Genomic DNA, 24,358 nt, shown 5'->3' with positions numbered 1-24,358 from the left:
GCCAACTTCTTCGGTCTGGTTGAAGGCCTGAACTTCGCCGTTCAGTACCTGGGTAAAAATGAGCGTGATGACGTTCGTCGCTCTAACGGCGATGGCGTTGGCGGTTCTATCAGCTACGAATTCGACGGCTTCGGTATCGTAGGTGCATATGGCGCAGCTGACCGTACCGATGCTCAACAAAACCCGGCTCTGCGCGGCCATGGCGACAAAGCTGAGCAGTGGGCGACCGGCGTTAAGTACGATGCGAACAACATCTACCTGGCAGCTAACTATAGCGAAACCCACAACGCAACCCGTATCGCTAACGGTTATGCCAACAAAACTGAAGACGTGCTGTTGGTTGCCCAGTATCAGTTCGACTTCGGCCTGCGTCCGTCCCTCGCCTATACCAAATCTAAAGGTAAGGACATTGAAGGCATCGGTGACGTAGATCTGGTGAACTACTTCGAAGTGGGTGCGACTTACTACTTCAACAAAAACATGTCCACCTATGTTGATTACATCATCAACCAGATCGATTCTGACAACAAACTGGGCGTAGGCTCTGACGACACCGTCGCAGTAGGTATCGTTTACCAGTTCTAATAGCAGACCTCTTTGTTAAATGCCTAAAAAACAGGACTTCGGTCCTGTTTTTTTATCTCTGCTAGCGGATTCTTGCGTCTTAAAAAAACACCTCAGCTTTTCGTCAGTAACGGTTGGCATTTTGTAAATCTACCGTTAACCTGATAGCGGACTTCCCTTCTGTAATCACTATGGAACCTCGTCATGTTTGAGAACATTACCGCCGCTCCTGCCGACCCTATTTTGGGTCTGGCTGATTTGTTTCGTGCCGATGACCGCCCAGGAAAAATAAACCTCGGGATCGGTGTATATAAAGATGAGACAGGCAAAACGCCGGTACTGACCAGCGTTAAAAAAGCCGAGCAATATATACTGGAAAATGAAACCACCAAAAACTACCTTGGCATTGACGGTATTCCAGAGTTTGGTCGCTGCACTCAGGAATTACTGTTTGGTAAAGAGAGTTCGCTTATCAACGACAAACGCGCACGTACAGCACAGACCCCTGGTGGTACTGGCGCACTGCGTGTAGCAGCTGATTTCCTGGCAAAAAACACCTCGGCTAAACGCGTTTGGGTGAGCAATCCAAGCTGGCCGAACCATAAGAGCGTCTTTAACTCTGCCGGTCTGGAAGTTCGTGAATACAATTATTACGATGCGGCAAACCATTCTTTAGACTTTGATGCGATGCTGGCAAGCCTCAGCGAAGCGCAGGCCGGCGACGTGGTGTTATTCCACGGCTGCTGCCATAACCCAACCGGTATCGATCCAACACTGGAGCAGTGGCAAACGCTGGCTCAGCTTTCCGTCGATAAAGGTTGGTTGCCGCTGTTTGACTTCGCCTACCAAGGTTTTGCCCGTGGTCTGGAAGAAGATGCGGAAGGTCTGCGCGCATTCGCGGCGCTGCACAAAGAGCTGATCGTCGCCAGCTCCTACTCCAAGAACTTTGGTCTGTACAATGAGCGCGTAGGCGCCTGTACGCTGGTTGCAGCCGATGCTGAAACCGTTGACCGCGCGTTTAGCCAGATGAAATCAGCCATTCGTGCTAACTATTCCAACCCGCCGGCACACGGCGCATCCGTAGTCGCTACGATTCTGAGCAACGACGCGCTGCGCGCCATCTGGGAACAAGAGCTGACTGATATGCGCCAACGCATTCAGCGCATGCGTTTACTGTTCGTGAATACGCTGCAGGAGAAAGGTGCAAGCCGCGACTTCAGCTTTATCATCAAACAGAACGGCATGTTCTCATTCAGCGGCCTGACTAAAGAGCAGGTTCTGCGTCTGCGTGAAGAGTTTGGTGTCTATGCCGTCGCTTCCGGACGTGTAAACGTAGCCGGAATGACGCCAGATAACATGGCGCCGCTGTGCGAAGCGATTGTCGCAGTACTGTAATCAATAGCGCACAAAAAAGGCCGCAATCGCGGCCTTTTTATTTATCTGCGCTTTTACCAGACAGGCATTTCATCCTGCAGGAACGGGTTATGCAACCGTTCGTGACCCAGCGTAGAAAGTGGACCGTGGCCCGGAATAAACGTCACGTCATCGCCCAACGGCAACAGTTTACGTTTAATCGAATCAATCAATTGGCTGTGATCGCCGCGCGGGAAGTCGCTGCGTCCTACGCCGCCTTTGAAAATCACGTCACCCGAAATCAGTAATTTTGACTGCTCATCAAAGAAGACCACATGCCCCGGCGTGTGGCCCGGACAATGCAGTACGTGTAACGTCACATTGCCCACGCTTATCCGGTCGCCTTCATTCAACCAGCGATCGGGCGTCAGCGGCTCACAATCTCCCAGGCCAAACATCCTGCTCTGAGCAGGCAGCCCCTGTAGCCAGAACTCATCTTCTTTTTCCGGGCCAATAACCGGGACACCATAATGCTGTGCCAGTTCAGCCGCCGCCCCAACGTGGTCAAGATGACCATGAGTGAGCAGGATCTGCATAAGCGTCAGACCGCTGGCATCCACTTCCTGTTTGATTTTCCCGGCATCGCCGCCGGGATCGACCAGCGCGGCCAGACGAGTCTGCTCACACCAGATTAACGAGCAGTTCTGGGCAAATGCAGTGACCGGAATAATACGATAGTTCATACAGCTCCTGTTTCATTAAGCTTACGGATCACCAGTGCCGTGCAGGTCCGGTGTCAATATGCACAAAGTTACTGCTGGGGTAGTATCCTACACCACCTGCGCGCATAGATAACGCAGCTTTGCGAATATTACTTAATGCGATGCCTTCAATATGGAAATCCATAGCCTGGCCTTTCGTGTGGTAGCTTTTCTTAGCGACACCACGGCTGCGCGCACGGAGTTCATTATTGGTATCGATTGAGCGATAGCCAGAGATCAGCTGTACGGGTTTACGCGTGCCCAGCAGGCCCTGCAGACGGAAGAGTTGGTCAAACAATCCCGGGTCAATGGATTTCACTTTATTGGCCCGAAAATCACGGAAAAAGTGGTTAAGTTTTGCTAATTCGTCCTGAATATAGCCCCTGCCATCAAAAAACTCTGCTTTTATTGACTCACCGGTATGCAGGTTATTCAGAGTCAAGATACGCGGACGTGGGGTAGAGAGTGTGGCAAACGCGGGCGTAGGCAGGATGGCAGCGCCGAGGGCAATGCCACCAAGCGCCAGCAGTTTGCGGCGATTAGCGTCAAATTTGTCCATGGTATTAAGATCTACAAGGTCAATGTTATCGTATGTATGCTCTAGCGCACGCGGGAAACCTTATCTGGCTAAGTAGTCTACGTCAAGGCTCCCAACCCCAGGAAATACGGGGCTTACAGCCATTTTGCCCCGTTTCCGACATAACTTACGACAATCATTTTCCTCGAACTGCTTCATTTATCTGATTAATTGTTCGGCTTTTGACACAATTTGTGCGCTGGATCGCGCTGTCAGATCGTAATTGTAAATATCTGTACGATACTGCGTCCGACCATCCGCTCCCACAAACGCGGTCAGGTAGTAGAGATTGACCGGAATATTCTGGCGAATATTCACGTACCGTGTATCCCCTTGCTTCAGGGCGTCCGAGATGCGCGAATCATTCCATCCCGCATCCTGTAACAGCATATTCGCCAGCTCAGATGCCTTATTCACACGCACGCAGCCTGAACTAAGCGCCCGCGTATCTTTCTGGAACAGATTGTGATTCGGCGTATCGTGCAAATAAATAGCATCTGAACTCGGCATATTAAATTTATAACGTCCGAGTGAGTTACGCGCGCCCGGCGCCTGCTGGAAGCGGAACGGCAGATTGGATGCGGTGATGGTCGCCCAGTCAACCTGCCACGGATCTATTGTCTCTTTGCTATTCCAGCCGCGCATTACGGTATAGCCGTGACGCTCAAGGTATCCCGGATCATTCCACAACTTAGGCAGAATATCTTTTCGTGCCAGCGTCGGCGGGACGTTCCACGGCGGGTTCACGACCACATTATTCAGCGCACTGCTCATCATCGGCGTTTTACGATCGGGACGCCCGACGATGACGCGGGAGGCCAGCACCTGATTACCGTTCTGGTAATAGACCAGCGAGTAGGCAGGAATATTGACCATGATACCGGTAGATAAGTCACTCGGCAGCAGGCGCAAACGCTGAATATTCAACGCCAGCACCCCCGCACGCTGCGCGGGCGTTACGTTCAGCCAGTCACGTGTCGCGGGTCCAATTGCGCCATCAGCCCCCAGCCCCTGCCAGGTCTGAAACCGCTTCACCGCCTCGACCAGTTCACTGCCGTAAGCGCTACGCCCTTCTTTAGCTGCCGTACTGACGACTGATTCGAGCATCCCGGTACGGCGTAAAATTTCACGCAACGCGGGGATGTCGTTACTCCACTCGCCAGGACGCAGCGTCGCGGTACTGGTTAACTGCGGCCAGGGACGGGTATCGCTCACCAGCTTCAGCAGCGATTCATGCATCGCTGCGTACTGCGGATGCTGAGGCGCCAGACCGGCAATAAACGACGTCAGTTGACCATTATCCAGCGCCACCTGCCACTGGTTGATTACGGAAATCGGCGGAGTCGCCAGCACATAGGGCTTATTGCTGTAGAGCCAGTGATTACCTTTGACGGGGATGTTAGCGATAAAGTGCAGATACCCCATCAGAGCATCAGACAGCACGATGTCTCGCGCCTGACCGGTTACCGCCGGATCAGTCAGCAATGCGACCCAAGTGGTAAATTGCGGCTGGAAACCAGCAATCGCCACCTCGGCTAACTGTTGCTGAAATGCTTTTACCGCATCACGATTTTCCCACATCGGTTTCATATCGCGCGCAGCGTACAGCAACTCCAACTGACTCATGTATACCGGCGTGAAGCCCGCTGGAAGTTGAGATTGTAAGTCGGCGCGCGCCTTATCGACAGACATGCCCTCTGGCAGCGGTTGAATACCCGCCATAATAGCAGTGGCGGAAGATTGAACCTGCGGTTGCGATAACGCCGTAGGCTGTTCACTGACGGACGCTGAGCTATCGCCAGGGATCATTTCAGGCTCATCGGCCTGCGCATTGAACAGTGGAGCGAATGTTACGGCCAGGCACAAACTGATTGCCGAGAGCCGACGACCACACATTTTATTAAGCAACATCCCTTGCCCCCTGTTTTCTTTATCATACTTTGGATAGCCAGGCCGTATGCATTCCCCCTAAGTTAGTTGGGGTCGGACCTGTAAAACGCCAATACACGCTGAAGTATGACGAGCAAGCCTGCGATGCGTTAGGCTTACCTTTAGTATATAAACATCAAATAGTTTTTGCCTAACCTAATGTAAAGAAGTCTAAAGAAATCACACCAGGCATTACGTGCTTTTCAGAAAAGCAGAAGGCGGCTATTTAGCCGCCTTCTTCGTTAGCTTGCCTGTGAGGAAGCGTCTTCAGTTCCCGGCAGTGGTTCAGGTAACTGCGGGGCAAACCCGCGTAGCCCCACCACGTGAACGTGCTCGGTGTTCTGGAAGACTTTACGCACCAGTTTGTAGGTGGTGCCTTTCTCCGGGCTGATGTTTTCCGGTGCCGCGATAATCAGTTGCATCTGCAAACGCTCGCACAGTTCAAACAGAGTCGCGATGGAGCGGGCATCAAGTCGTGCGGCTTCATCAAGGAACAACAGTCGGCATGGCGAGATATCTTTCCCACGCAGTCTGCGACCTTCGTCTTCCCAGCTTTGCACAACCATCACCAGAATAGACATCCCGGTCCCGATCGCTTCACCGGTGGACAGTGCGCCAGATTCAGCACGCAGCCAACCGTCAGATCCACGGTTAACCTCGACTTCCATTTCCAGATAGTTACGGTAGTCCAGCAGCTCTTCGCCAATGGTTTGCGGCGTGCGTTGCCCCATATCAATCTGCGGATTCAGTCGCTGATACAGCTTCGCCAGTGCTTCAGAGAAGGTCAGACGGTTGCTGTTAAACAGATCCTGGTGCTGTTCATGCTGCTCGGAAAGTACGTCCAGCAAGGTGGCATGCGTTTCACGCACGTTGACGTTCAGACGCACGCTGTTGACTTGGCCAAACGACACGTTTTGCAGCCCCTGGTTCAGCATACGAATACGGTTTTGTTCGCGCTGAATCGTCTTACGAATGATGTTTGCCACGCTGCGGGAGCTGATCGCCAGCTTCTGTTCACGCGAGGTTAATTCTTCCGTCAGACGGCTCAGTTCGATCTCCATCTGTTCGATCGCTTCCACCGGATCGTCGGTACGAATAATATCCTGACGAATACGTTCACGCAGATGCTGATAAACCGCGACAAAGAACTGAATTTTACGCTCCGGGCGCTTCGGATCTTCAGACATGCGCAACACATCACGCAGGTGTTCGTTATCCGCCACCGCCAGACGCAACGCACCGAGCGCCTTATCCGACATCGAACGCAGTTCATCACCAGAAAGATATGCCAGCTCGCGACGGTGCAGACGGCGTTCAACGCCGTTGTCTTTCACCATGCGCATCACGGCACACCAGCCGGCTTTCGCCATCACTACCTGTTCGCGCATCTCAAAATAATCGCGTTCCAGTTTGCGCAGTTTGCGGATCAGGTTGTCCATCTCCGCTTCGCAGAAGGTCAGCGCTTTTTCCAGCTGGTTACGGCGCGCACGGTTGTTACTGAGCTGCGCGTGCAGTTCATCCCGACGAATACGGGCACGCTCTTCCGCACCGCTGTCAGCACGAACGCCGATATCCTGCAGTTCACGTTGTAAATCGTTGAGCAGTTCTTTTTTAGTGTCATAGGAGCTTTTCAGCGACGCCATGACCTGGTTGTACTGGCTTAACTGCGCGGCGTGGCTGCGCAGCGCTTCACGAGCGCGGGTACGTTCAGCTTCCGCCTGTTCCAGGCGTTGGCGCAGTTTTTCGTTCAGATCGCTGTTGCCGCTCAGCATTTCGGCTGAATCGGAATAGCTAAAGTGCGCCCGACGTTGTACGACCTCTGTCAGCGCAAACGCCTGCTGACGCGCATCACGCTGCATCTGCTGGGAATAGGCGTAATCTTCCTTCAGTTGTTCAAACTGCTCAGGGTCATTTTGCAGAACCGAAACCATCGGTTCCAGTTTGGCTAACTGATTGCCGTGCTGCTGCACAAAACGCGCCGCTTCCTGAGCTTCATCCAGACGCTCGCGAATTTCGTCCACGCGATCGGCAAGCGTTTCATCGGCCAGCAGATTCAAACGCGGCAGCAGGCGGTTCAGCGCGGAAACCCCCTCTTTCGCCTGTTCAAACTGCATACGGCTTTGCTGATTATCATTTTCATGATTGGTCAGCGCACGCTCCAGCTCAACGCGGCGGCTGTTCAACTGACGAATTTCCGCTTCTGGATCGGCTTCAAACGCCACCGACAAATGGCTGCCGATAAAGCGGCTGAATGCCTGATGCAGACGCTGGGTTTTCTGGACGTCAAAAGAGAGCGTGGCGAAACGTTCAGACAGCCCTTCACGCTCGGCATGCAGGGTTTCGATACGGCTTTCTCGCGCGGCGCGGCCAAAAATCGGCACCGTCGGGAAGCGGGAATAACGCCACTGACGTTCGGCGGTTTTCACCACCACCGCTTTTTCCAGCTCATCAACGCTGAAAACGCTGTCATCAAACGACTGCGGATCCCCTTCGATAAAATAGAGATCTTCCGGACAATCCGTCAGTCCTTCAAGCTGTTCGGTAATCAGCGACAGATCCGGCACCACGATAGCATGGCGCGACGGACCGTACAGCGCGGAGAAGTACGGCGCATCTTCAAGGCTAACGTCGTCATAAATTTCAGACAGCAGCACGCCGCCGAAGCGTTCCGCCAACGCGTTCAGACGCTGATCTTCCGCCCCGCCCGGCTGACTTAAACGTTCAATTTCTTCATCAACCGCGTTTTTGCGCGCGCCAACTTCATCGCGCTCAACAATGGCTTCACGCTCGCGCTCCAGCAATTGCTGCAAATACTCGGTCACGTCCTGGCTGGAGGTAAACTCTTCGCCGCACTGTTCGCTAAGTTGATTCAGGCTATTTTGCGCGGCCAGCCAGACCGGCGCGCGTTTCATCAAATGCTGGATACGCGACTGCAGTTGTTCCTGTTCCTGACGCAGCGTCATTCGCTGTTCACTGGCTGACGATACGCTGTCCGACAAGGCGGCGATGCGCGCTTCCAGCTCCTGATGCAGCGCTTCCAGTTCATCGATATCGAACTGTTTGCCCTGGCGTTTGCAGAATTCAGCCAGCAGCCGCTCGGCGTCCTGCTGCTCGCGCAGACGCTGCTCCAGTTCGCTAAGACGCATACGCAACGGCTGAACCTGTTCCGCCAGGTGACGCTGCTCAACGCCTTCCCGCAGCAGTTCACGCGCCACGCTCCAGGCCTCACCACGCGCCAGTGGGCCGTTAATCGCCGCCACCAACTGATAAGCCTGTTCGAACTGGCTGTGCGCGGTTTGCGCCACGCTCATTTTTTGTTCCAGCGTCAACAGTTTTTCTGTGGCTTCCTGCTCTTTGGCCTGGAAGGTTTCCAGCCATTCGGCAGCGCTGTCGGCTGTCAGATCCGGTAAGTGGCACAACTCTTTGGCCCGGCTTAACGCCTGAATCGCCTGGGTATACTGGATAGCTCGCGTTTGCTGAACATCCAGCGCCTGCTGATAATCGGCAAGCTGACTTTTCAGCTCATCCACTTCCAGCTCAGCGGCTTCCGCGCGGGCTTCGTTTTCATCCTGGCGGTCAACGGCTTCCGCGACGACCTCATTTTGTTCTTCGAGACGGATCTGTAATTCCTCGAGATCCGCTTCATAGCGTTCAATTTTTTCCTGCTGACGCAGCGCGGTTTGCACCAGATTGAGGTGATCGCTCGCCGCCTGGTAATCAGCTTCCAGATCGCCTTCCGCGCCGTTGTGCTCGCCCAGTTCGCGCGCCATATCCACGTGCTTATACTGCTCAGCAGCCAACTGCTTGCGTGAGGTATGCAGTTCACGACGATATTCCAGCGCTTTATCCAGATGAATACGGCGCTCGTTGGCATGGCGCATATAATCCGCTGCCACGTAGTTGGTCGCTTCGCTGATCAAATGCTTAAACAGATCGCGGTCAGACTGGGTTACGCGAATCGCTTCCAGGGTCATGCGGTTTTCACGCAGCGCGGCTTCCATATCCTGGAACGCTTTGCGTACGCCGCTGTTTTCTGGCAGCAGGTAATCACGCAGCGAGCGAGTAATAGCGCTGGAGATACCGCCATACAGCGAGGCTTCAATCAGACGATAGAATTTACTACGATCGGACGCAGAGCGCAGACGACGGGCAATGATGCCCAGATCGAACATCAGCGAGTGATAATCCGTTATCGAGTTGAACTGCTTAAACTGCACGCCTTCCATCTCATCAAGCTTTTCTTTCAGCTCAGGGAGAGACAGGACGCGCGCCTGGCGTTCGTTCAGCGTTTCCGTAACCAACTGAGTGGGCTGCACCGACATCGGCAGCCCCTGAATGGCAAACGGCTTGATATCCACTTTACGATCGCGACCGGCAACCTGTTGCAGACGAACGCCGACAACCACGCGCTGATGGCGGGAGTTGAGGACGTCGAGCATTGAGTAACAGACCCCCGCCTTCAGCTTACCGTGCAGACCTTTGTCACGTGAACCGCTGGTCGCACCGGCTTCGGTGGTATTACGGAAATGCAGCAGGGTTAAATCCGGGATGAGCGCCGTAACAAATGCCGCCATGGTCGTGGATTTACCCGCACCGTTACCACCGGACAGCGTGGTGACCAATTCATCCAGGTCGAACGTACGGGCAAAAAAGCCATTCCAGTTAATCAGCGTAAGTGAGCGAAATTTACCGCGTTCAATCATTATTCTTCTTCTCCACTGTCCGGCTGATTCTCTTCGGGCTCATCGTTAAGCTGCAGGCGGTTCTCGACCGGCATCGCTTCGCCATCACGAATTAATCGACGCTGGGCTTCACGCGGATCGTCACCGGTGCGTACGTCCGCGCCAAAGCGGAAGACCGATTCCGTAATACGGAATTTGCTGCTGTCGTGACCCAGAAACCACACCATGCCTAAGCGACGCAGACGGTTTAGCGAAGAACGTACCTTTTCCTGTAGCTTCTGACGGTCAACGTCCGAACCGGTTGAACGATTGTTCACCAGCTTCAGCAGTTTCGCTTCATCCGCCAGCGTCAACAACTCGTCGTATAACTCTTGCTGGGTAAAAATCCCTTCATTCGCCAGGCGTTCCGGGCTGAGATAGAGATAGCAAAGAATTTTACCCACCATCATGTCCAGTTCGGACAGAACCGAACGCGGAATGAGCGTCGTTGAACGCGGACGAAGGTAGAAGAATCCTTCCGGCGCGCGGATCAGTTCCACGTTATAGCGGCTGTAAAATTCCTCAAAATATTCCTGAAAATCCATCAGGAAGGCATGATTATCCAGTTCATCCAGGCCGATATGTCGGCCCGAACGTAAGGCGCTATCCAGCGCCGGAAATAACGGATTCGCCAGCGCCTGCGCCAGCTTTACCGGCATCACTTGTTCAATATTTGTCAATGACATGCGCCTGTACCTTGGCTCCGTAATCATTAATCGGCTGCCATTTGGCTGGCAGTCCGGTGAAATCTGCTTGCGCTACGCCAAGACGTACCGCCTGATCGATAACAATACGCGCGACGTCGAAGTGACGCGCACGTGGATATTGCGCCAGATACTCGCGCACTACCAAACCGAGATCCAGTGGCGTTTGTCTGGATTTGTAGATAGCCAACTGTTCTTCGATGATCGCCGCCAGTTGCTCACGGATCTCGTTAAATTCTTCATATTCCAGATCTGTCGGAAGCTCACCGGTGACCTCTTCGTCACGCAGGACCATCTCTTCATCACGCATATCCAGCAGACGGTCGGCGTTGGCATAAGTCAGCGCCCATGGATCGTCAAAATAAGTCTGCACGGACTGGCGCAAACGCTGGGCAAAGACGCGGTTTTTATCCATATCAATCGCGGTACGGATAAACTTATGCACATGGCGATCGTAACCGATCCACAAATCAATAGACTGCTGGCCCCAACTGATAATACGGTCGAGCTTACTTTGTAAGTCAAACACCAGCCTGTCGACAAAATGCAAATCGTCATGCGCCATCGTGGCATCCTGGATTCGTAGCAGGTTTGCCTGTAGCTTATCCCCCGCCGCTTCCAACGTATCCTGCAGTTCGCGCAGCGTCCCGGAAGTTTCAGAAAGCAGCAGTTCACAGCTGGAAATCGCCGCCCGCCAGTCTTTGTTCAGCAACTGCGCGATATCGTCTTTCACCTGCTGCTGCTGTTCATCCATGATGCGCTGGGTGAGATCGATACTGTCGAAAATCTCCGCCACCGAATATTTCAATGGCGCGTAAACATTGCGATGCCAGTGGAACTCATCGCCGCCTTCCGCTGCCGCATCCGCCGCGCGCTTCAGTTCGCCTGCAACAATCGACAGTTGCATTGAAAGACGCAGCGTAGAGAATTCGCGCTGACGTATGTAGTAATCCGTGATGCCAATCCCGAGCGGCGTTAAACGATATATGGCATTGCCTTCCGCCTGCTCGCTGGTAAAGCGGTTCAGCAGACGTTGACGCACCATATCGTTAATCGCGTTGTTAGCACGTACGCCAATGGTTTCGCTGGTTTGCTCAAACGCATCACTCACATGGCGGAACGCATCCACCAGCTCACCTTCACTCATCTCGCCGTCAAGTCGCTCGCCGTTCAGAGTGGCGACCGCCAGCAGGAACGAAAGTCTGTCTACCGGCAGAGAGATGGAGAAGTCATTTTTTCTGGCCCAGGCAACCAGTTCGGGGACTGTCTGGGAAAATTCACTCATAGGTTATCCTTGCATCTGCGGCTCGGGCCGGACTTTTAATCGCGGTGACATGAATATAGCGCCCAAGGCTGATATACGGTTCCTGGCGGCAATAGCGCGTTTCTAACTCAAGTAACATTTCATAGTCGTCATGTTGTTTATGCTTATCCCGCAGATAGTCATGAAACACTCGGACGCCCGTTTTACTTGTTATCTGCCAACCGATCTGTTCCAGCCACTGGTAAACCTGCCCCGGATCGCGTGGATAGTCCGGTGAAAGCGTACGCTTTTTACGTTTCGGCATCCCCACCTGCACATAGTCAAAGTTCCCTGCGACCATGTTATGCATCAACAGACCGTTAGCATTGTAGAACATTAACGACAGCGCGCCGCCGGGACGCAATACTGACCACAACGTCTGCAACACGCTGACGGGATCCGTCACCCATTCCAGCACAGCATGAAACAATATCAGATCAACCGGGGTTTCCAAATGCGCAGTAACGTCCTGAGCGGCGCATTGTATGAAATGCATGTTTCCGCTCACACCTTTTGCCTCTGCCGCCTGTCGCGCACGGGCGATCATTTCGCCTGACAGATCGCATAATGTCACGAAGTGCCCACGTTCCGCCATCTTGATGGCCGTTTGCCCTTCACCGCCGCCGGCATCCAGAATATGCAATTGCTGCTCGCCGAATGTCGCCAATAATCGATCCAAATCCTGCCAAAGAATAGCCTGTCTTAATTGGCCTTTGGTGGTGCCGTAAATGTTACGGGAAAACTTCTCTGCAATGTCATCAAAATTGCGATCCCGCATCGGGCTCTCCACATACTGGCTTTAGGGTGACTAAGTAAAACCGCTATTTTGTCACACCCGCGCCGAGAATGAACCTTCCTGGTGTAATATCCCTGCAGATCCCCTGCTGTATGGTTAAAAAAGGAACCAAAAAGGATGCTTTTTACGCTGAAGAAAGTGATTGGCGGTATGATGCTGCCGCTTCCGCTGATGCTAACAATGATGGGTATTGGCCTGGCGCTGGTCTGGTTTAGCCGCTTTCAAAAAACAGGGAAAGTGTGTATCAGCCTGAGTTGGCTGGCGCTATTACTCCTGAGTTTACAACCCGTCGCCGACAGTCTGCTCAAGCCCATTGAGGACAGCTATCCCACCTGGCAGGATACGCAAAAAGTGGAATACATTGTGGTGCTGGGCGGGGGATATACCTGGAACCCTCAGTGGGCGCCGAGTTCAAACCTGATTAACAATAGCCTTCCACGCCTGAATGAAGGTATTCGCCTATGGCGCGCGAATCCAGGATCGAAGCTTATCTTTACCGGTGCCGCCGCAAAAACGAATAACGTTAGTACCGCGGAAGCTGGCGCCCGCGTAGCAAAGTCGCTGGGGGTGCCGGCGGGTGACATCATCACGCTGGATCAACCCAAAGATACTGAAGAAGAAGCAGCGGCAGTAAAGCAGGCCATCGGCAACGCGCCGTTTCTGCTGGTGACCTCCGCATCGCACTTACCGCGTGCCATGATTTTCTTCCAGCAGGCCGGGCTACATCCGCTGCCAGCACCTGCCAATCAGTTAGCGATTGATTCCCCGCTTAATCCATGGGAGCGGGCAATTCCCTCGCCGGTCTGGCTGATGCACAGCGATCGTGCCGGATACGAAACGCTGGGGCGCATCTGGCAGTGGCTGAAGGGAGCGGGACATTGACCGAAATATTGCCTGATGGCGACGCTATCGCGTCTTATCAGGCCTACGGGTCAGCGCAGAATTCCAGGCCGGATACGGTGTGCACGTGTTGATCAGGCGAGCCACGGCAGCAGGGATTTTGTCGCCAGATCAAAGTTGGAACGATTAAAGCGTCCGGTATTGACCAGTTGCGCCACCTCATCCCATAACACATACAACCAGCGCCGCCAGATGAATGACTCCGCCACTGGCGCGCGTTGCAGATATTGCCAAAGCAGGCTTTCCGCCAGCGCATTATCCATTAAGCGGAACAATTCATATTCTCTTGGCGCCCATAGCATCAAGCCCGGTCCCACCATCGCCAGGAGCTGATCGCTACGAGCATCTTTGAGCATGCTGCGTAAACTGAAATTGCCGTGGATCAGCACGCAGTTATCATTAAATCCGGCAAATAAGTCGGGTAAACATTCACGGGTGCGGAACAGAATCCGCTTGTCCTGCATCGTCAGCCCAGTATTGTTGAACTGATTCAACGTGCTCCACAATACCTCGACACGCTGGCGATACCAGGACGGCCAGATGTTCTCTTGCGTGTTATCCACCGCTCCCACGCAGCCGCGGCTGTCCTGCCGATGCCATGACAGCAAACCTTCTACGATTTGATCTTTTAAATGTTCCCAGCGCTCGGGCGTTCGGGCAGGCGCTTCCACCGGCACGCCGCGTAGACGCTCAAGCAGGAGCACATCAGGACCGGGATGCTCCTCATGCGTTAAGACGCCATAAATGACCGGCATACGTACCGTGCCACTGCGCGCCAGCATGGAGGTTTTCCATGCCAGCTGCTGCGCCATCCCCGGCGTGGTGAAACTTCTCGCCATCAGCGGCATCGGATTACCCTGACTGTCGTACAGTGACCACAGGGCGGTATCCACTTTTTCATTCACGCATTCAATACGACTGAGTTTTTCACCCAGCAGATGGCTGAGTTCGGCACGCAACTGTTCCATTTCAGATTGCCCTCATAAAAGCTACTGCTTTCATAATGAGCGTCGCGCAGACAGATGTCACCCGGATGAGATCAATTGATGAAAAGAAAAGCACAGGGAAAACGTAACGATACGACACTCCTCCCAAAAATAGGCGGTATTATGGGTGGAGTGCCATGAGAAAAACTAACGCATTTCAGCGCGAACGCGCTCAAGATCCTCAGCAGTGTCTACGCCAGTACCCGGTACTTCTTTAGCGACGGCCACGTGAATTTTTTCGCCGTACCACAGCACACGCAGTTGCTCCAGCATTTCAATATGCTCAAGCGGGCTGGGCTGCCAGTTAACATAGCGGCGAATAAAACCGGCGCGATAACCGTAAATACCGAGGTGACGCAGGAAGGTATCGCCTACCGTTTCCAGGCTTTTGGCAAAACGGTCGCGATCCCAGGGAATCGTTGCGCGCGAAAAATAGAGCGCATAGCCTTCGCTGTCCAGAACGACTTTAACCGCATTCGGATTGAATGCTTCTTCCGCACTATGAATGGGAGCCGCAAGGGTCGCCATGCCAACCTGGCGTTGCGCCAGATTTTCGGCCACCTGACGAATAATGACCGCTGGGATCATCGGCTCATCACCCTGAACGTTCACAATAACGGTATCATCGCTAAAGCCACATTTCTCGACGACTTCCGCCAGACGCTCGGTACCAGACTGGTGATCGGCCCGGGTCATGCAAACTTCCCCTCCCACCGCTTCTACCGCACGAGCGACATCTTCATGATCGGTGGCAACGATAATGCGCTCAGCGCCAGATTCACGCGCACGCTCCAGCACATGCACGATCATCGGCTTGCCGTTGATATCCAGCAGCGGCTTGCCCGGCAAACGGGTGGACGCATAACGCGCAGGAATAATGACCACAAAACTCATGATTTACTCTCATCCGCAGTCAGAACACGAGCTTCGGTTTCCAGTAAAACGGGAATGCCATCACGCAGTGGGAAAGCAAGGTTATCCGGTTTACAAATTAGTTCCTGTTTTTCCTGGTTAAACCAGAGTTTGCCATTGCATACCGGGCAGGCAATGATTTCAAGCAGACGATGATCCATAGTTCCTCCAGATGGACCGGATTGTGAATCCGTAAATATTAACATAATCGCTTAACGGGCTGGGGCTATTTCCCAGCCATGACGTACACCAGCAAATATACCTTCAGGGCAGCGCCCCAGCGTCACGCGCGTTGCCTGCTGCCAGCGGGCAAAATCATCAATCGCCTGGAACAACCCTTTTTGCAGAGTAACGCCAGGTTTGACCCCATCCTGTAACCACAGCGAAATCACCTCCAGTACACCTGTTTTACGGTGCATTTTGGCATCCATCCGCCCCACTAACTGGCCATGATGCAGTAAAGGCAGGACAAAATAACCGTATTGTCGTTTCGCTGCTGGCGTATAACATTCCAGCCGATAGCTAAAATCGAATAACTGCTCTGCCCGTTTACGATCCCAGACCACCGGATCAAACGGCGATAAAACCGTGCTATGCGTTGCTGTTAATTTACCCGCCAATGCCTGCTCAAGCAGCGGTTGAAGATCGCTATGCAACCACAGGGTTCCCAGCCCTTCAACGTCGACCGGAATAATTTGTTGCTGTTCCTTGCGCACATCACACCAGTTTTTTAATCCCGGACGCTTCAAACGATAGTAGTCTGCCAACCACTGTTCGCGAAAAATCCCCAGACTACGGGCGCTGTTGTCCAGCATGACAATTTCGGCTTCCTCTTGTGAAAGCCTGTCACGTTCATCATCCCAATGCGGCATGACGCGATGGGTTAAATCATAGACTCGCTGGAAATTACGCCGCTCCACCACCATGACTTTCCCGGCAGTAAACAGTCCTTCAAGGTGTCGCTTATGCGGCTTCCATTCCCACCAACCGTTAGCCCCCTTACGGGGATGTTCAAAATCGGCTGAGCGTACCGGTCCGTTATGATGGATATGCTGGAGTAACTGCTCAATCTCATGGGCATGTTCTGCCATCCACGCCGCTTTATATTTCCAGCCCATTTTCTCCGGTGCCAGCATGCGGTGGCGTATCAGCATAAAGTCACTGCGCGGCATAAAGCAGGCCTCGTGCGCCCAGTACTCCATCAGTTCACCCTGCCGTAGCGAGTCATCCAGCCATTGCGGGGAATAATCACCTAAACGACTGAACAGCACCAGGTAAGGACTGCGCGCCACAATATTGATGGTATCGATTTGCAATAAAGACATGCGCGAAATGGTGGCAAGAATATCGGCAGGAGATGCCCGGCGGCGTGTTTTTTTCAGCAGACCTTGAGCGGCAAGGTGAAGATGACGAGCATCCGTCAGAGAAAGGTGCGGCAACGACATTTATGACCTCATAAATGATTCGCTGCCGCAGCTTGAATCCGTTAGCGAGTCAGCGAGATTAAGCTATCCAGCAACACATCAGGCCGTTCGCCTGACAAATGTGCGTCCACAGGTAAATACCACCAGTTATCATCAGCAAATGCGCGGCATTTAACCGCATCTTTTTCCGTCATCACCAGCGTTTGCCCTGCGTCTGAAAACGCACTGACGTCACTGTAGGTCAGAGATTGATGATCTGCCAGCGCAATACATTTTTGTGGTTTGGCTCCGCACGCTTCAAGCGTGGCAAAAAAACGTGGCGGATGACCAATACCCGCCATGGCGACAATATTGGTTAGCTGTGCCACATCACGGCGTTCACCCGTGCGTAAATTAACGGCCAGCCCTGGTTCAAGTCGCATGGGAATCTCCCCCGGCTGTGGACTGCCGCCGTTAACGATTGTCGCATCCACCGATTTAAGCCGACCTGCGCGTTCCCGCATTGGACCGGCAGGAAGCCACCAGCCATTGCCAAATCGACGCTCGCCGTCAATCACCACGATTTCAACATCTCGCGCCAGACGATAGTGCTGTAGACCATCGTCCGTCACAATAATCTGCACATCATGATGCGCCAAAATAGCTTTTACCGCATCCGCTCTGTTCGGAGAGACCGCTACAGGCACGCCGGTGCGCTGGTAGATGAGCACCGGTTCATCGCCCGCTTCTGCAGTCGTGGTATCCGTTGTCAGCAACAGCGGGTAAGCCGCGGCTTTTCCGCCATAACCACGAGAAACCACGCCCACGCGGATACCACGTTGCTGTAGTCGTTCAACCAGCCAAATCACCACCGGCGTTTTACCGTTCCCGCCTGCGGTAAGGTTTCCCACTACGACAACTGGTACCGGCGCGTGCCATGCGCGCTTGAGCCCAAGTTTGTAGCATAAGCGGATCCCCCCACTCACCAGGCCATACAGCCAGGAGAGTGGAAGTAATAAGCGCCACAGCGGCGATTCACCAGACCAGATACGTGCGATCATTGACCAAATTGCATTTTGTGTAATTGCGCATACACGCCGCGTTGCTCAATCAGCTCGTTATGGGTTCCGCGCTCAACAATCACCCCGTCTTCCACCACGATGATTTCATCCGCCTGCTCAATGGTAGAAAGACGGTGTGCAATGACCAGAGAAGTACGGTTTTTCTGTAGCTCATCCAGTGCCGCCTGAATCGCGCGTTCGGATTCAGTATCGAGAGCCGACGTAGCTTCATCAAGGATCAGGATCGGACTGTCACGCAGTAAGGCACGGGCGATAGCGATACGTTGGCGCTGTCCACCGGAAAGCAGTACGCCGTTTTCGCCAATCACCGTATCCAGACCATTATCCATCTTATTGATGAAATCCATGGCATAGGCCATCTGCGCCGCTTTTTCAATCTGTTCGCGACTGTATAAATCGGTACGCGCGTAGGCGATGTTATTGGCTACCGTATCGTTAAACAGGTGCACATTCTGCGAAACCAAAGCAACCTGATCGCGCAGGGATGCGAGGGTATATTCGCGCAGATCGTGTCCGTCCATCAGAATCTGCCCTTCATCGATATCGTAGAAGCGCGTGATCAGGCTGGCGATAGTGGATTTACCTGAACCTGAACGCCCCACCAGAGCGACAGTTTTGCCCGCCGGAATATTCAGGTTGATGTTACGCAGCGCAGGGGCTTCACGTCCTGGATAAGTAAAGGTCACATTGCGGAATTCCAGATCGCCGGTAGCGCGTTCGATAACGCGTTTACCTTCGTCTTTCTCCTGTTCGCTATCCAGAATCGTAAATAAGGTCTGGCATGCCGCCATACCACGCTGGAACTGCGCGTTGACGTTAGTCAGCGATTTCAACGGACGCATCAGCGCGATCATTGACGAGAAAACAACGGTAATGGTCCCTGCCGTCAGGTTTTCCATGACGCTTGGGAAACTGGCTGCATATAACACAAAGGCCAGAGCCAGAGACGCAATCAACTGGATGATAGGATCGGAGATAGAAGAGGCGGAAACCATCTTCATCCCCTGTAAACGCATCTTGTTGCTGACTTTATCAAAGCGTTTGGTTTCGACTTCCTGACCACCAAAAATCAGAACTTCCTTGTGGCCTTTCAGCATCTGCTCCGCACTGGTCGTAACCTGCCCCATGGTGTTTTGCATATTTTTACTGATGCTACGAAAGCGCTTAGAAACCACACGAATCGCCACTGACACAATTGGCGCCAGTACTATCAGGATCAATGACAGCTGCCAGCTGTAATAGAACATCATGATGAACAGGCCAATAATTGACGCCCCTTCACGTACCACGGTGATCAGCGCACCGGAAGACGATGACGCAACCTGTTCTGAATCATAGGTAATACGTGACAGCAACGTACCTGTAGACTGTTTATCAAAAAAGGAGACTGGCATGCCCATCATGTGACCAAACAGGCGGCGGCGCATGGTCATAACCACTTTGCCTGACACCCATGAGATACAGTAGCTGGAGACATAGCTGGTTAAGCCACGAACTATCATCAGCCCAATGACCACCAGCGGCATCCACAACAGCACCGAGCGGTCAGTTTTACCAAAACCATCATCCAGTAATGGCTTAAGGAGCGATAACATGAAGGTATCGCTGGCCGCGTTAAGGATTAACGCTATACCCGCCACGATCAGACCCGATTTAAAAGGCGCTATGGTTGGCCATAGTCGGCGAAACGTCTGCCACGTAGAGAGATCTTTATCGTTATGCATTCAAAAAACCAGCATTTGTTAGAATAGCCGCATATTCTACCCGTTATCCTCCGACACGCCAAACCACTGATGATACCAACGGGGTAAAATCTGATCCCGCATGCTGCGTATTTGCCAGGTTTTCGGGTAAAAATCCAGCGTAATCTGCCCCTGATGTGGCGTATCCAGCCATTGATAATCTTGTTGCCGATAGCGCCGCTTCACCTTCCAGGAAGGCAGTCGCCATGCATTATAACGGGATGCCGAGGCTAATGCCGCCTGTCCGCCAACTCGCTGAATCAGCGCCAGTGATGATGATGTATTGCTGCCATGGTGTGGAACCTGCATAACAGTAGCCTGCAGATGCGACCAGTAGTGACTTAGCATTTTTTGTTCAGCGGGAGACTCAATATCCCCGGTCAGAAGAATACTCTGATGTCCGTCATCGACTTTAACCACGCAGGATTGGTTATTCCCTTGCGCTGTATTTCCGCGCACCGGCCAATGCGCACTGAACGTTAATCCTTGCCATTGCCAGCGTTCCTCGCGAAAACACGGGAGATGACCTTTCCAGCCTAGTGGGCTTCTTATCCATAACAATGGCCATGCTTGTTGCAGCGAGCGCAACCCTCCCCGATGATCCATATGCTCGTGACTTAAAATAACCCCTTCAGGCTCGAGGTTGTGCCAGCGTAACCAGGGAATGATCAGTTGCTGCGCGCTATCGCCCTCAGGCCATGCCAGACCCGTATCATAAAGAATCGCTTTTCCATTGCGGGCGATCACCATCGCCAGTCCCTGCCCGACGTCCAGCATATGCACTTGCCATGCGTCCGTGCGTGGCGCTCGCCAGAGCGGTTCACTCAGCAAAAATAGCGCCGTGAAACAAAGCATCGGTAGAGTACGCCAGGCATTCAGTCGCCATGCGATGAGCATCAGCCCAGGTGCCAATGCAAGCCATTGCCAGCGGGCATCTATGTTAATCCAGCCTTGAGGCAGAGCATTAAGTCCCCCAAATAACAGCGCCAGAGACCGATCGGCTAAATACCACAGTCCCGACTCCAGCCCTCCCAGACCGGTTAAATGTACGAGCATGCCGGCTAGTATCAGCGGTACGGAAATAAACGTGACCAGCGGTACGGCAAATATATTAGCCACCAATGAAGTCAGGCTTATGCCGTGAAACATCGAAATTTGCACAGGCAAAAGCAGAATCGTGATACCCAGTTGCAGATGAGCGAGCGCCAGCAGTATGCGTCCAATGCGAGAGAGCGACCAGGCAGGTAAAGGTACCCACTGATACCAGAATATCAGCGCCGCGACGGCAAAAGCAGACAACCACAGACTTTGTGACAGAATAGCGAGAGGATCAGCCACCACGATGGCTGCGAGACAACAGACCCAGACCGACCATCCGCTCCACTGCCTGCCGCTTAGCTTCAGCGCCCCCCAGACCATCAGCGCGACAATCGTGCGCAATGCAGGAGGCTGAAGCCCCGTTAACCATGCATAAAATGTCGCGCAGATAATCCCGCCAATCAATGGAACCTGCCAGCAAATCCATCTGGTTGGCATAAAAAATTGTCCACCGCGAATCAGTCCTCCCGCCAAAAGTGCGGCAAACGCAATATGCAGCCCGGAGATAGCCATCAAATGCGCCGTGCCGGTATCACGCATAATGGCTTTTACCTCTTGTGACACGGACAAGCGCTCTCCCATTCCCAGCCCTAGTATGACCTGCTGCCAGGGATAGTTGGCAAGTGCCATTTTCAGCGAGGCAAGATATCGCGAACGTAAACTACAGTGTGGCGCAATGACTGAAGCCTGTAAGAACCGTCCCGTCAGCGGCCGATGCTGTGCTAACGCGTGACGTTGACTGTCAAATCCTCCCTCATTTAATTGACCGTGTACGGCGCGAACTTTCAGCGTCATCGCCCATGTCTGGCCCGCGCAAACGTCGCCGGGCAGGTACTGTCCATACAGCACAATTCCTTGCGCAGGAAAGATTCGCCGCCCCTGCAGGTGCGTGATCTGACCATAGTGCGTGGTCATATTGTCGGTTCCGGTTATGCGCACAATTGCCTGCTGGTTTTTAGCAGGAAGCGTATTACCCGCCCAAAGTGCATCTTTCGCCGCCATTATTCCCCAAAGAAAAAACAGCAGGGTCAATCCGGCGAAACGCATATGTTTGTGGGGAAAAAGGCAGAGCAGACATGCCAGACAAAATACAACGCTGATGCTCAGCATCTCAGGTAGCGCGGGTAATAGCATCAGAGGAAGAATGCCGCACAATGCACACGTACTCACCGTTGTTATTTTCATCAATACCTCCCTGTTGCGGGGAGTGTGTAGTAATACTCAACGGTTGTCTGGCGACAATTTACTGTTATACGGCACGCGTTCCGCTGATCTTTGGCGGCGGATGTAACATGCGAATTAATTGGGATGGGGATTCCAGTATGGGCCTGCAGAAATGAAAAAAGCACCCATGCAGGTGCTTTCCTCGGCGTTAAGTCTCGCTAAAAACTTAACCGTAAATATTGGCGCGATCGCGCAGTTCTTTACCTGGTTTAAAGTGCGGAACGTATTTCCCTTCCAGATCCACTTTATCGCCGGTCTTCGGATTACGTCCGGTGCGAGGTGCGCGGTAATGCAAAGAGAAGCTGCCGAAACCGCGGATTTCAATACGCTCGCCCTGCGCAAGAGTCGAGGCCATATGTTCCAGCATCTCTTTTACTGCATCTTCAACCGCTTTCGCGGGAATATGAGGTTGCTGGGTTGCAAGTCTTTCAATCAATTCTGACTTGGTCATGATTCCTCCGGTTCCTTAAAGGCATAATTAGCTGCTGCATTGATTAAGGGCGGCCGTAGCCGCCCTTTGTCATTGATTACAGGACGAATCCTGTAATCTGTCAAGCTACTCGTCACCCTTTGTGCTGTTAACGGCACAAAGGATTTAGAGAACTTGATATTACTCGCCTTTAGCTGCTTTGAAAGCTTCAGCCATTGCGTTGTTAGAGAAGTTTGCATCTTCCTGTTTGTTAACAGTTGCGATTGCATCTTTCTCATCAGCTTCGTCTTTAGCACGAACAGACAGGCTGATTGCACGGTTCTTACGATCAACGCCGGTGAATTTAGCTTCAACGTCGTCGCCTACGCTCAGAACCAGAGTTGCATCTTCAACGCGGTCACGGGAAGCTTCAGAAGCGCGCAGGTAACCTTCAACGCCGTCAGCCAGTTCTACGGTTGCGCCTTTAGCGTCAACTGCAGTGACTTTACCGTTTACGATTGCGCCTTTCTTGTTCAGTGCAACCCAGTTGTTGAACGGATCTTCTGCGAGCTGTTTAACGCCCAGAGAGATACGCTCACGCTCTGCGTCAACCTGCAGAACAACTGCTGCGATTTCGTCGCCTTTTTTGTATTCACGAACTGCTTCTTCGCCTGCAACGTTCCAGGAGATGTCAGACAGGTGAACCAGGCCGTCGATGCCGCCGTCCAGGCCGATGAAGATACCGAAGTCAGTGATAGACTTGATTTTACCTTCAACACGGTCGCCCTTGTTGTGGGTTTCCGCGAACTGCTGCCATGGGTTGTTTTTGCACTGCTTCAGACCCAGGGAGATACGACGACGTTCTTCGTCGATATCCAGAACCATAACTTCCACTACATCGCCAACGTTAACAACTTTGGACGGGTGGATGTTTTTGTTGGTCCAATCCATTTCGGAAACGTGAACCAGGCCTTCAACGCCTTCTTCGATTTCAACGAAGCAGCCGTAGTCGGTCAGGTTGGTCACGCGACCAGTCAGTTTGGTACCTTCCGGATAACGCTTAGCGATAGCTACCCATGGATCTTCGCCCAGCTGTTTCAGGCCCAGAGATACACGAGTACGCTCGCGGTCGAACTTCAGCACTTTAACAGTGATTTCGTCGCCAACGTTTACGATTTCGCTCGGATGCTTAACGCGTTTCCATGCCATGTCGGTGATGTGCAGCAGGCCGTCAACGCCACCCAGATCAACGAATGCACCGTAGTCAGTGAGGTTCTTAACGATACCTTTAACTTCCATGCCTTCCTGCAGGTTTTCCAGCAGCTGATCGCGTTCTGCGCTGTTTTCGGATTCGATAACGGCACGACGGGAAACAACAACGTTGTTACGCTTCTGATCCAGCTTGATGACTTTGAACTCAAGCTCTTTGCCTTCCAGGTGCAGCGTGTCGCGGACCGGACGAACGTCTACCAGGGAACCCGGCAGGAACGCGCGAATACCATTCAGCTCAACAGTGAAGCCACCCTTGACTTTGCCATTGATAACACCAGTAACGGTTGCAGCTTCTTCGTAAGCTTTTTCCAGCGTGATCCAAGCTTCGTGACGTTTAGCTTTCTCACGGGACAGCAGGGTTTCACCGAAGCCGTCTTCTACTGCATCCAGAGCAACGTCAACTTCGTCACCAACCTGGATTTCCAGCTCGCCCTGGGCGTTTTTGAACTGCTCTGCCGGAATGGCGGACTCAGATTTCAGACCAGCGTCAACCAGTACTACGTCTTTGTCGATAGCAACAACAACACCACGAACGATGGAACCCGGACGGGTTTCGATTTCTTTTAAGGATTCTTCAAACAGTTGAGCAAAAGATTCAGTCATGTTTAATCTTCAGGTTTCA

The 24,358-nt window shown here is 52.9% G+C and carries 19 protein-coding genes; 3 read left to right on the top strand and 16 right to left on the bottom strand.

Annotated elements, in window-relative coordinates; translation table 11 throughout:
• Both JSN25_RS13165 and aspC read left to right on the top strand, forming a co-directional pair.
• A partial coding sequence (locus JSN25_RS13165) for a porin (RefSeq protein WP_204525010.1) occupies positions 1 to 585 on the top strand: 585 nt, incomplete at its 5' end.
• A gap of 183 nt (positions 586 to 768) precedes the next feature.
• Positions 769 to 1,959, top strand: a complete 1,191-nt coding sequence (gene aspC, locus JSN25_RS13160; protein WP_042309427.1) for an aspartate transaminase — start codon at positions 769 to 771, stop codon at positions 1,957 to 1,959.
• Positions 1,960 to 2,012: 53 nt separating this feature from the next.
• Here aspC and JSN25_RS13155 read toward each other — a convergent pair whose 3' ends face one another.
• The 7 genes from JSN25_RS13155 to cmoM form a co-directional block, all read right to left on the bottom strand.
• Entirely contained in the window at positions 2,013 to 2,660 is a 648-nt protein-coding gene (locus JSN25_RS13155) for an MBL fold metallo-hydrolase (protein ID WP_038639351.1), read from the bottom strand.
• A 28-nt stretch (positions 2,661 to 2,688) separates the two neighbouring features.
• Positions 2,689 to 3,237, bottom strand: a complete 549-nt coding sequence (gene mepK / locus JSN25_RS13150; RefSeq protein WP_003831948.1) for a peptidoglycan L,D-endopeptidase MepK — start codon at positions 3,235 to 3,237, stop codon at positions 2,689 to 2,691.
• Positions 3,238 to 3,414: 177 nt separating this feature from the next.
• Entirely contained in the window at positions 3,415 to 5,166 is a 1,752-nt protein-coding gene (gene ldtD / locus JSN25_RS13145) for a L,D-transpeptidase (protein WP_204525009.1), read from the bottom strand.
• A 260-nt stretch (positions 5,167 to 5,426) separates the two neighbouring features.
• The gene (gene mukB, locus JSN25_RS13140) at positions 5,427 to 9,887 is read right to left on the bottom strand and encodes a chromosome partition protein MukB (RefSeq protein WP_204525008.1); all 4,461 of its coding nucleotides are present in this window, start codon (positions 9,885 to 9,887) and stop codon (positions 5,427 to 5,429) included.
• Positions 9,887 to 10,591, bottom strand: a complete 705-nt coding sequence (gene mukE, locus JSN25_RS13135; RefSeq protein WP_038639343.1) for a chromosome partition protein MukE — start codon at positions 10,589 to 10,591, stop codon at positions 9,887 to 9,889. The genes mukB and mukE overlap by 1 nt, the downstream gene beginning before the upstream one ends.
• A complete protein-coding gene (mukF, locus tag JSN25_RS13130; RefSeq protein WP_038639340.1) occupies positions 10,572 to 11,894 on the bottom strand; it encodes a chromosome partition protein MukF in 1,323 nt (440 codons plus the stop codon). Before mukF ends, mukE begins: the two co-directional genes overlap by 20 nt.
• Entirely contained in the window at positions 11,887 to 12,690 is an 804-nt protein-coding gene (gene cmoM / locus JSN25_RS13125) for a tRNA uridine 5-oxyacetic acid(34) methyltransferase CmoM (RefSeq protein ID WP_069323253.1), read from the bottom strand. The genes mukF and cmoM overlap by 8 nt, the downstream gene beginning before the upstream one ends.
• 135 nt (positions 12,691 to 12,825) lie before the next feature.
• Here cmoM and elyC point away from each other — a divergent pair, with 135 nt between their 5' ends.
• Entirely contained in the window at positions 12,826 to 13,590 is a 765-nt protein-coding gene (gene elyC, locus JSN25_RS13120; protein WP_087857557.1) for an envelope biogenesis factor ElyC, read from the top strand.
• 92 nt (positions 13,591 to 13,682) lie between these two features.
• Here the strand turns inward: elyC and JSN25_RS13115 are convergent, their stop codons facing one another.
• From JSN25_RS13115 to rpsA, 9 genes are all read right to left on the bottom strand, one after another.
• Complete coding sequence (locus JSN25_RS13115) at positions 13,683 to 14,576, bottom strand: YcbJ family phosphotransferase (RefSeq protein WP_038639330.1); 894 nt, start codon at positions 14,574 to 14,576, stop codon at positions 13,683 to 13,685.
• 165 nt (positions 14,577 to 14,741) lie between these two features.
• Complete coding sequence (gene kdsB, locus JSN25_RS13110; protein ID WP_038639327.1) at positions 14,742 to 15,488, bottom strand: 3-deoxy-manno-octulosonate cytidylyltransferase; 747 nt, start codon at positions 15,486 to 15,488, stop codon at positions 14,742 to 14,744.
• Entirely contained in the window at positions 15,485 to 15,667 is a 183-nt protein-coding gene (gene ycaR, locus JSN25_RS13105; protein ID WP_038639323.1) for a protein YcaR, read from the bottom strand. Before ycaR ends, kdsB begins: the two co-directional genes overlap by 4 nt.
• A 51-nt stretch (positions 15,668 to 15,718) precedes the next feature.
• Positions 15,719 to 16,951 carry a winged helix-turn-helix domain-containing protein gene (locus JSN25_RS13100; RefSeq protein ID WP_204525007.1) on the bottom strand — a complete coding sequence of 411 codons (1,233 nt, stop codon included), beginning with the start codon at positions 16,949 to 16,951 and terminating at the stop codon, positions 15,719 to 15,721.
• Positions 16,952 to 16,992: 41 nt separating this feature from the next.
• Positions 16,993 to 17,970 (bottom strand): tetraacyldisaccharide 4'-kinase, encoded by a 978-nt coding sequence (lpxK, locus tag JSN25_RS13095; RefSeq protein WP_150344861.1) that lies wholly within the window; start codon positions 17,968 to 17,970, stop codon positions 16,993 to 16,995.
• Positions 17,967 to 19,715, bottom strand: coding sequence for a lipid A ABC transporter ATP-binding protein/permease MsbA (gene msbA, locus JSN25_RS13090; RefSeq protein WP_038639312.1), 1,749 nt, complete (start codon positions 19,713 to 19,715; stop codon positions 17,967 to 17,969). Before msbA ends, lpxK begins: the two co-directional genes overlap by 4 nt.
• Before the next feature lie 36 nt (positions 19,716 to 19,751).
• Complete coding sequence (locus JSN25_RS13085; protein WP_204525006.1) at positions 19,752 to 22,016, bottom strand: ComEC family protein; 2,265 nt, start codon at positions 22,014 to 22,016, stop codon at positions 19,752 to 19,754.
• 205 nt (positions 22,017 to 22,221) lie between these two features.
• Positions 22,222 to 22,506 carry an integration host factor subunit beta gene (ihfB, locus tag JSN25_RS13080; RefSeq protein ID WP_003035780.1) on the bottom strand — a complete coding sequence of 95 codons (285 nt, stop codon included), beginning with the start codon at positions 22,504 to 22,506 and terminating at the stop codon, positions 22,222 to 22,224.
• 159 nt (positions 22,507 to 22,665) lie between these two features.
• The gene (gene rpsA, locus JSN25_RS13075) at positions 22,666 to 24,339 is read right to left on the bottom strand and encodes a 30S ribosomal protein S1 (protein ID WP_003035776.1); all 1,674 of its coding nucleotides are present in this window, start codon (positions 24,337 to 24,339) and stop codon (positions 22,666 to 22,668) included.
• Positions 24,340 to 24,358: the final 19 nt, after the last annotated feature.

Origin of the sequence: Citrobacter cronae (assembly GCF_016893685.1) — a bacterium.
GTDB lineage: Bacteria > Pseudomonadota > Gammaproteobacteria > Enterobacterales > Enterobacteriaceae > Citrobacter > Citrobacter werkmanii.
This window is presented reverse-complemented; position numbering and strand designations above follow the sequence as displayed.

Bases quoted from the DNA above. Each gene is read 5' to 3' on its own strand.
- ldtD (WP_204525009.1), bottom strand. From the start codon at position 5,166: ATGTTGCTTAATAAAATGTGTGGTCGTCGGCTCTCGGCAATCAGTTTG.
- cmoM (WP_069323253.1), bottom strand. From the start codon at position 12,690: ATGCGGGATCGCAATTTTGATGACATTGCAGAGAAGTTTTCCCGTAAC.
- rpsA (WP_003035776.1), bottom strand. From the start codon at position 24,339: ATGACTGAATCTTTTGCTCAACTGTTTGAAGAATCCTTAAAAGAAATC.
- aspC (WP_042309427.1), top strand. From the start codon at position 769: ATGTTTGAGAACATTACCGCCGCTCCTGCCGACCCTATTTTGGGTCTG.
- lpxK (WP_150344861.1), bottom strand. From the start codon at position 17,970: ATGATCGCACGTATCTGGTCTGGTGAATCGCCGCTGTGGCGCTTATTA.
- mukE (WP_038639343.1), bottom strand. From the start codon at position 10,591: ATGTCATTGACAAATATTGAACAAGTGATGCCGGTAAAGCTGGCGCAG.
- msbA (WP_038639312.1), bottom strand. From the start codon at position 19,715: ATGCATAACGATAAAGATCTCTCTACGTGGCAGACGTTTCGCCGACTA.
- mukF (WP_038639340.1), bottom strand. From the start codon at position 11,894: ATGAGTGAATTTTCCCAGACAGTCCCCGAACTGGTTGCCTGGGCCAGA.
- JSN25_RS13155 (WP_038639351.1), bottom strand. From the start codon at position 2,660: ATGAACTATCGTATTATTCCGGTCACTGCATTTGCCCAGAACTGCTCG.
- elyC (WP_087857557.1), top strand. From the start codon at position 12,826: ATGCTTTTTACGCTGAAGAAAGTGATTGGCGGTATGATGCTGCCGCTT.
- kdsB (WP_038639327.1), bottom strand. From the start codon at position 15,488: ATGAGTTTTGTGGTCATTATTCCTGCGCGTTATGCGTCCACCCGTTTG.
- mukB (WP_204525008.1), bottom strand. From the start codon at position 9,887: ATGATTGAACGCGGTAAATTTCGCTCACTTACGCTGATTAACTGGAAT.
- JSN25_RS13115 (WP_038639330.1), bottom strand. From the start codon at position 14,576: ATGGAACAGTTGCGTGCCGAACTCAGCCATCTGCTGGGTGAAAAACTC.
- ihfB (WP_003035780.1), bottom strand. From the start codon at position 22,506: ATGACCAAGTCAGAATTGATTGAAAGACTTGCAACCCAGCAACCTCAT.
- ycaR (WP_038639323.1), bottom strand. From the start codon at position 15,667: ATGGATCATCGTCTGCTTGAAATCATTGCCTGCCCGGTATGCAATGGC.
- JSN25_RS13100 (WP_204525007.1), bottom strand. From the start codon at position 16,951: ATGTCGTTGCCGCACCTTTCTCTGACGGATGCTCGTCATCTTCACCTT.
- JSN25_RS13085 (WP_204525006.1), bottom strand. From the start codon at position 22,016: ATGAAAATAACAACGGTGAGTACGTGTGCATTGTGCGGCATTCTTCCT.
- mepK (WP_003831948.1), bottom strand. From the start codon at position 3,237: ATGGACAAATTTGACGCTAATCGCCGCAAACTGCTGGCGCTTGGTGGC.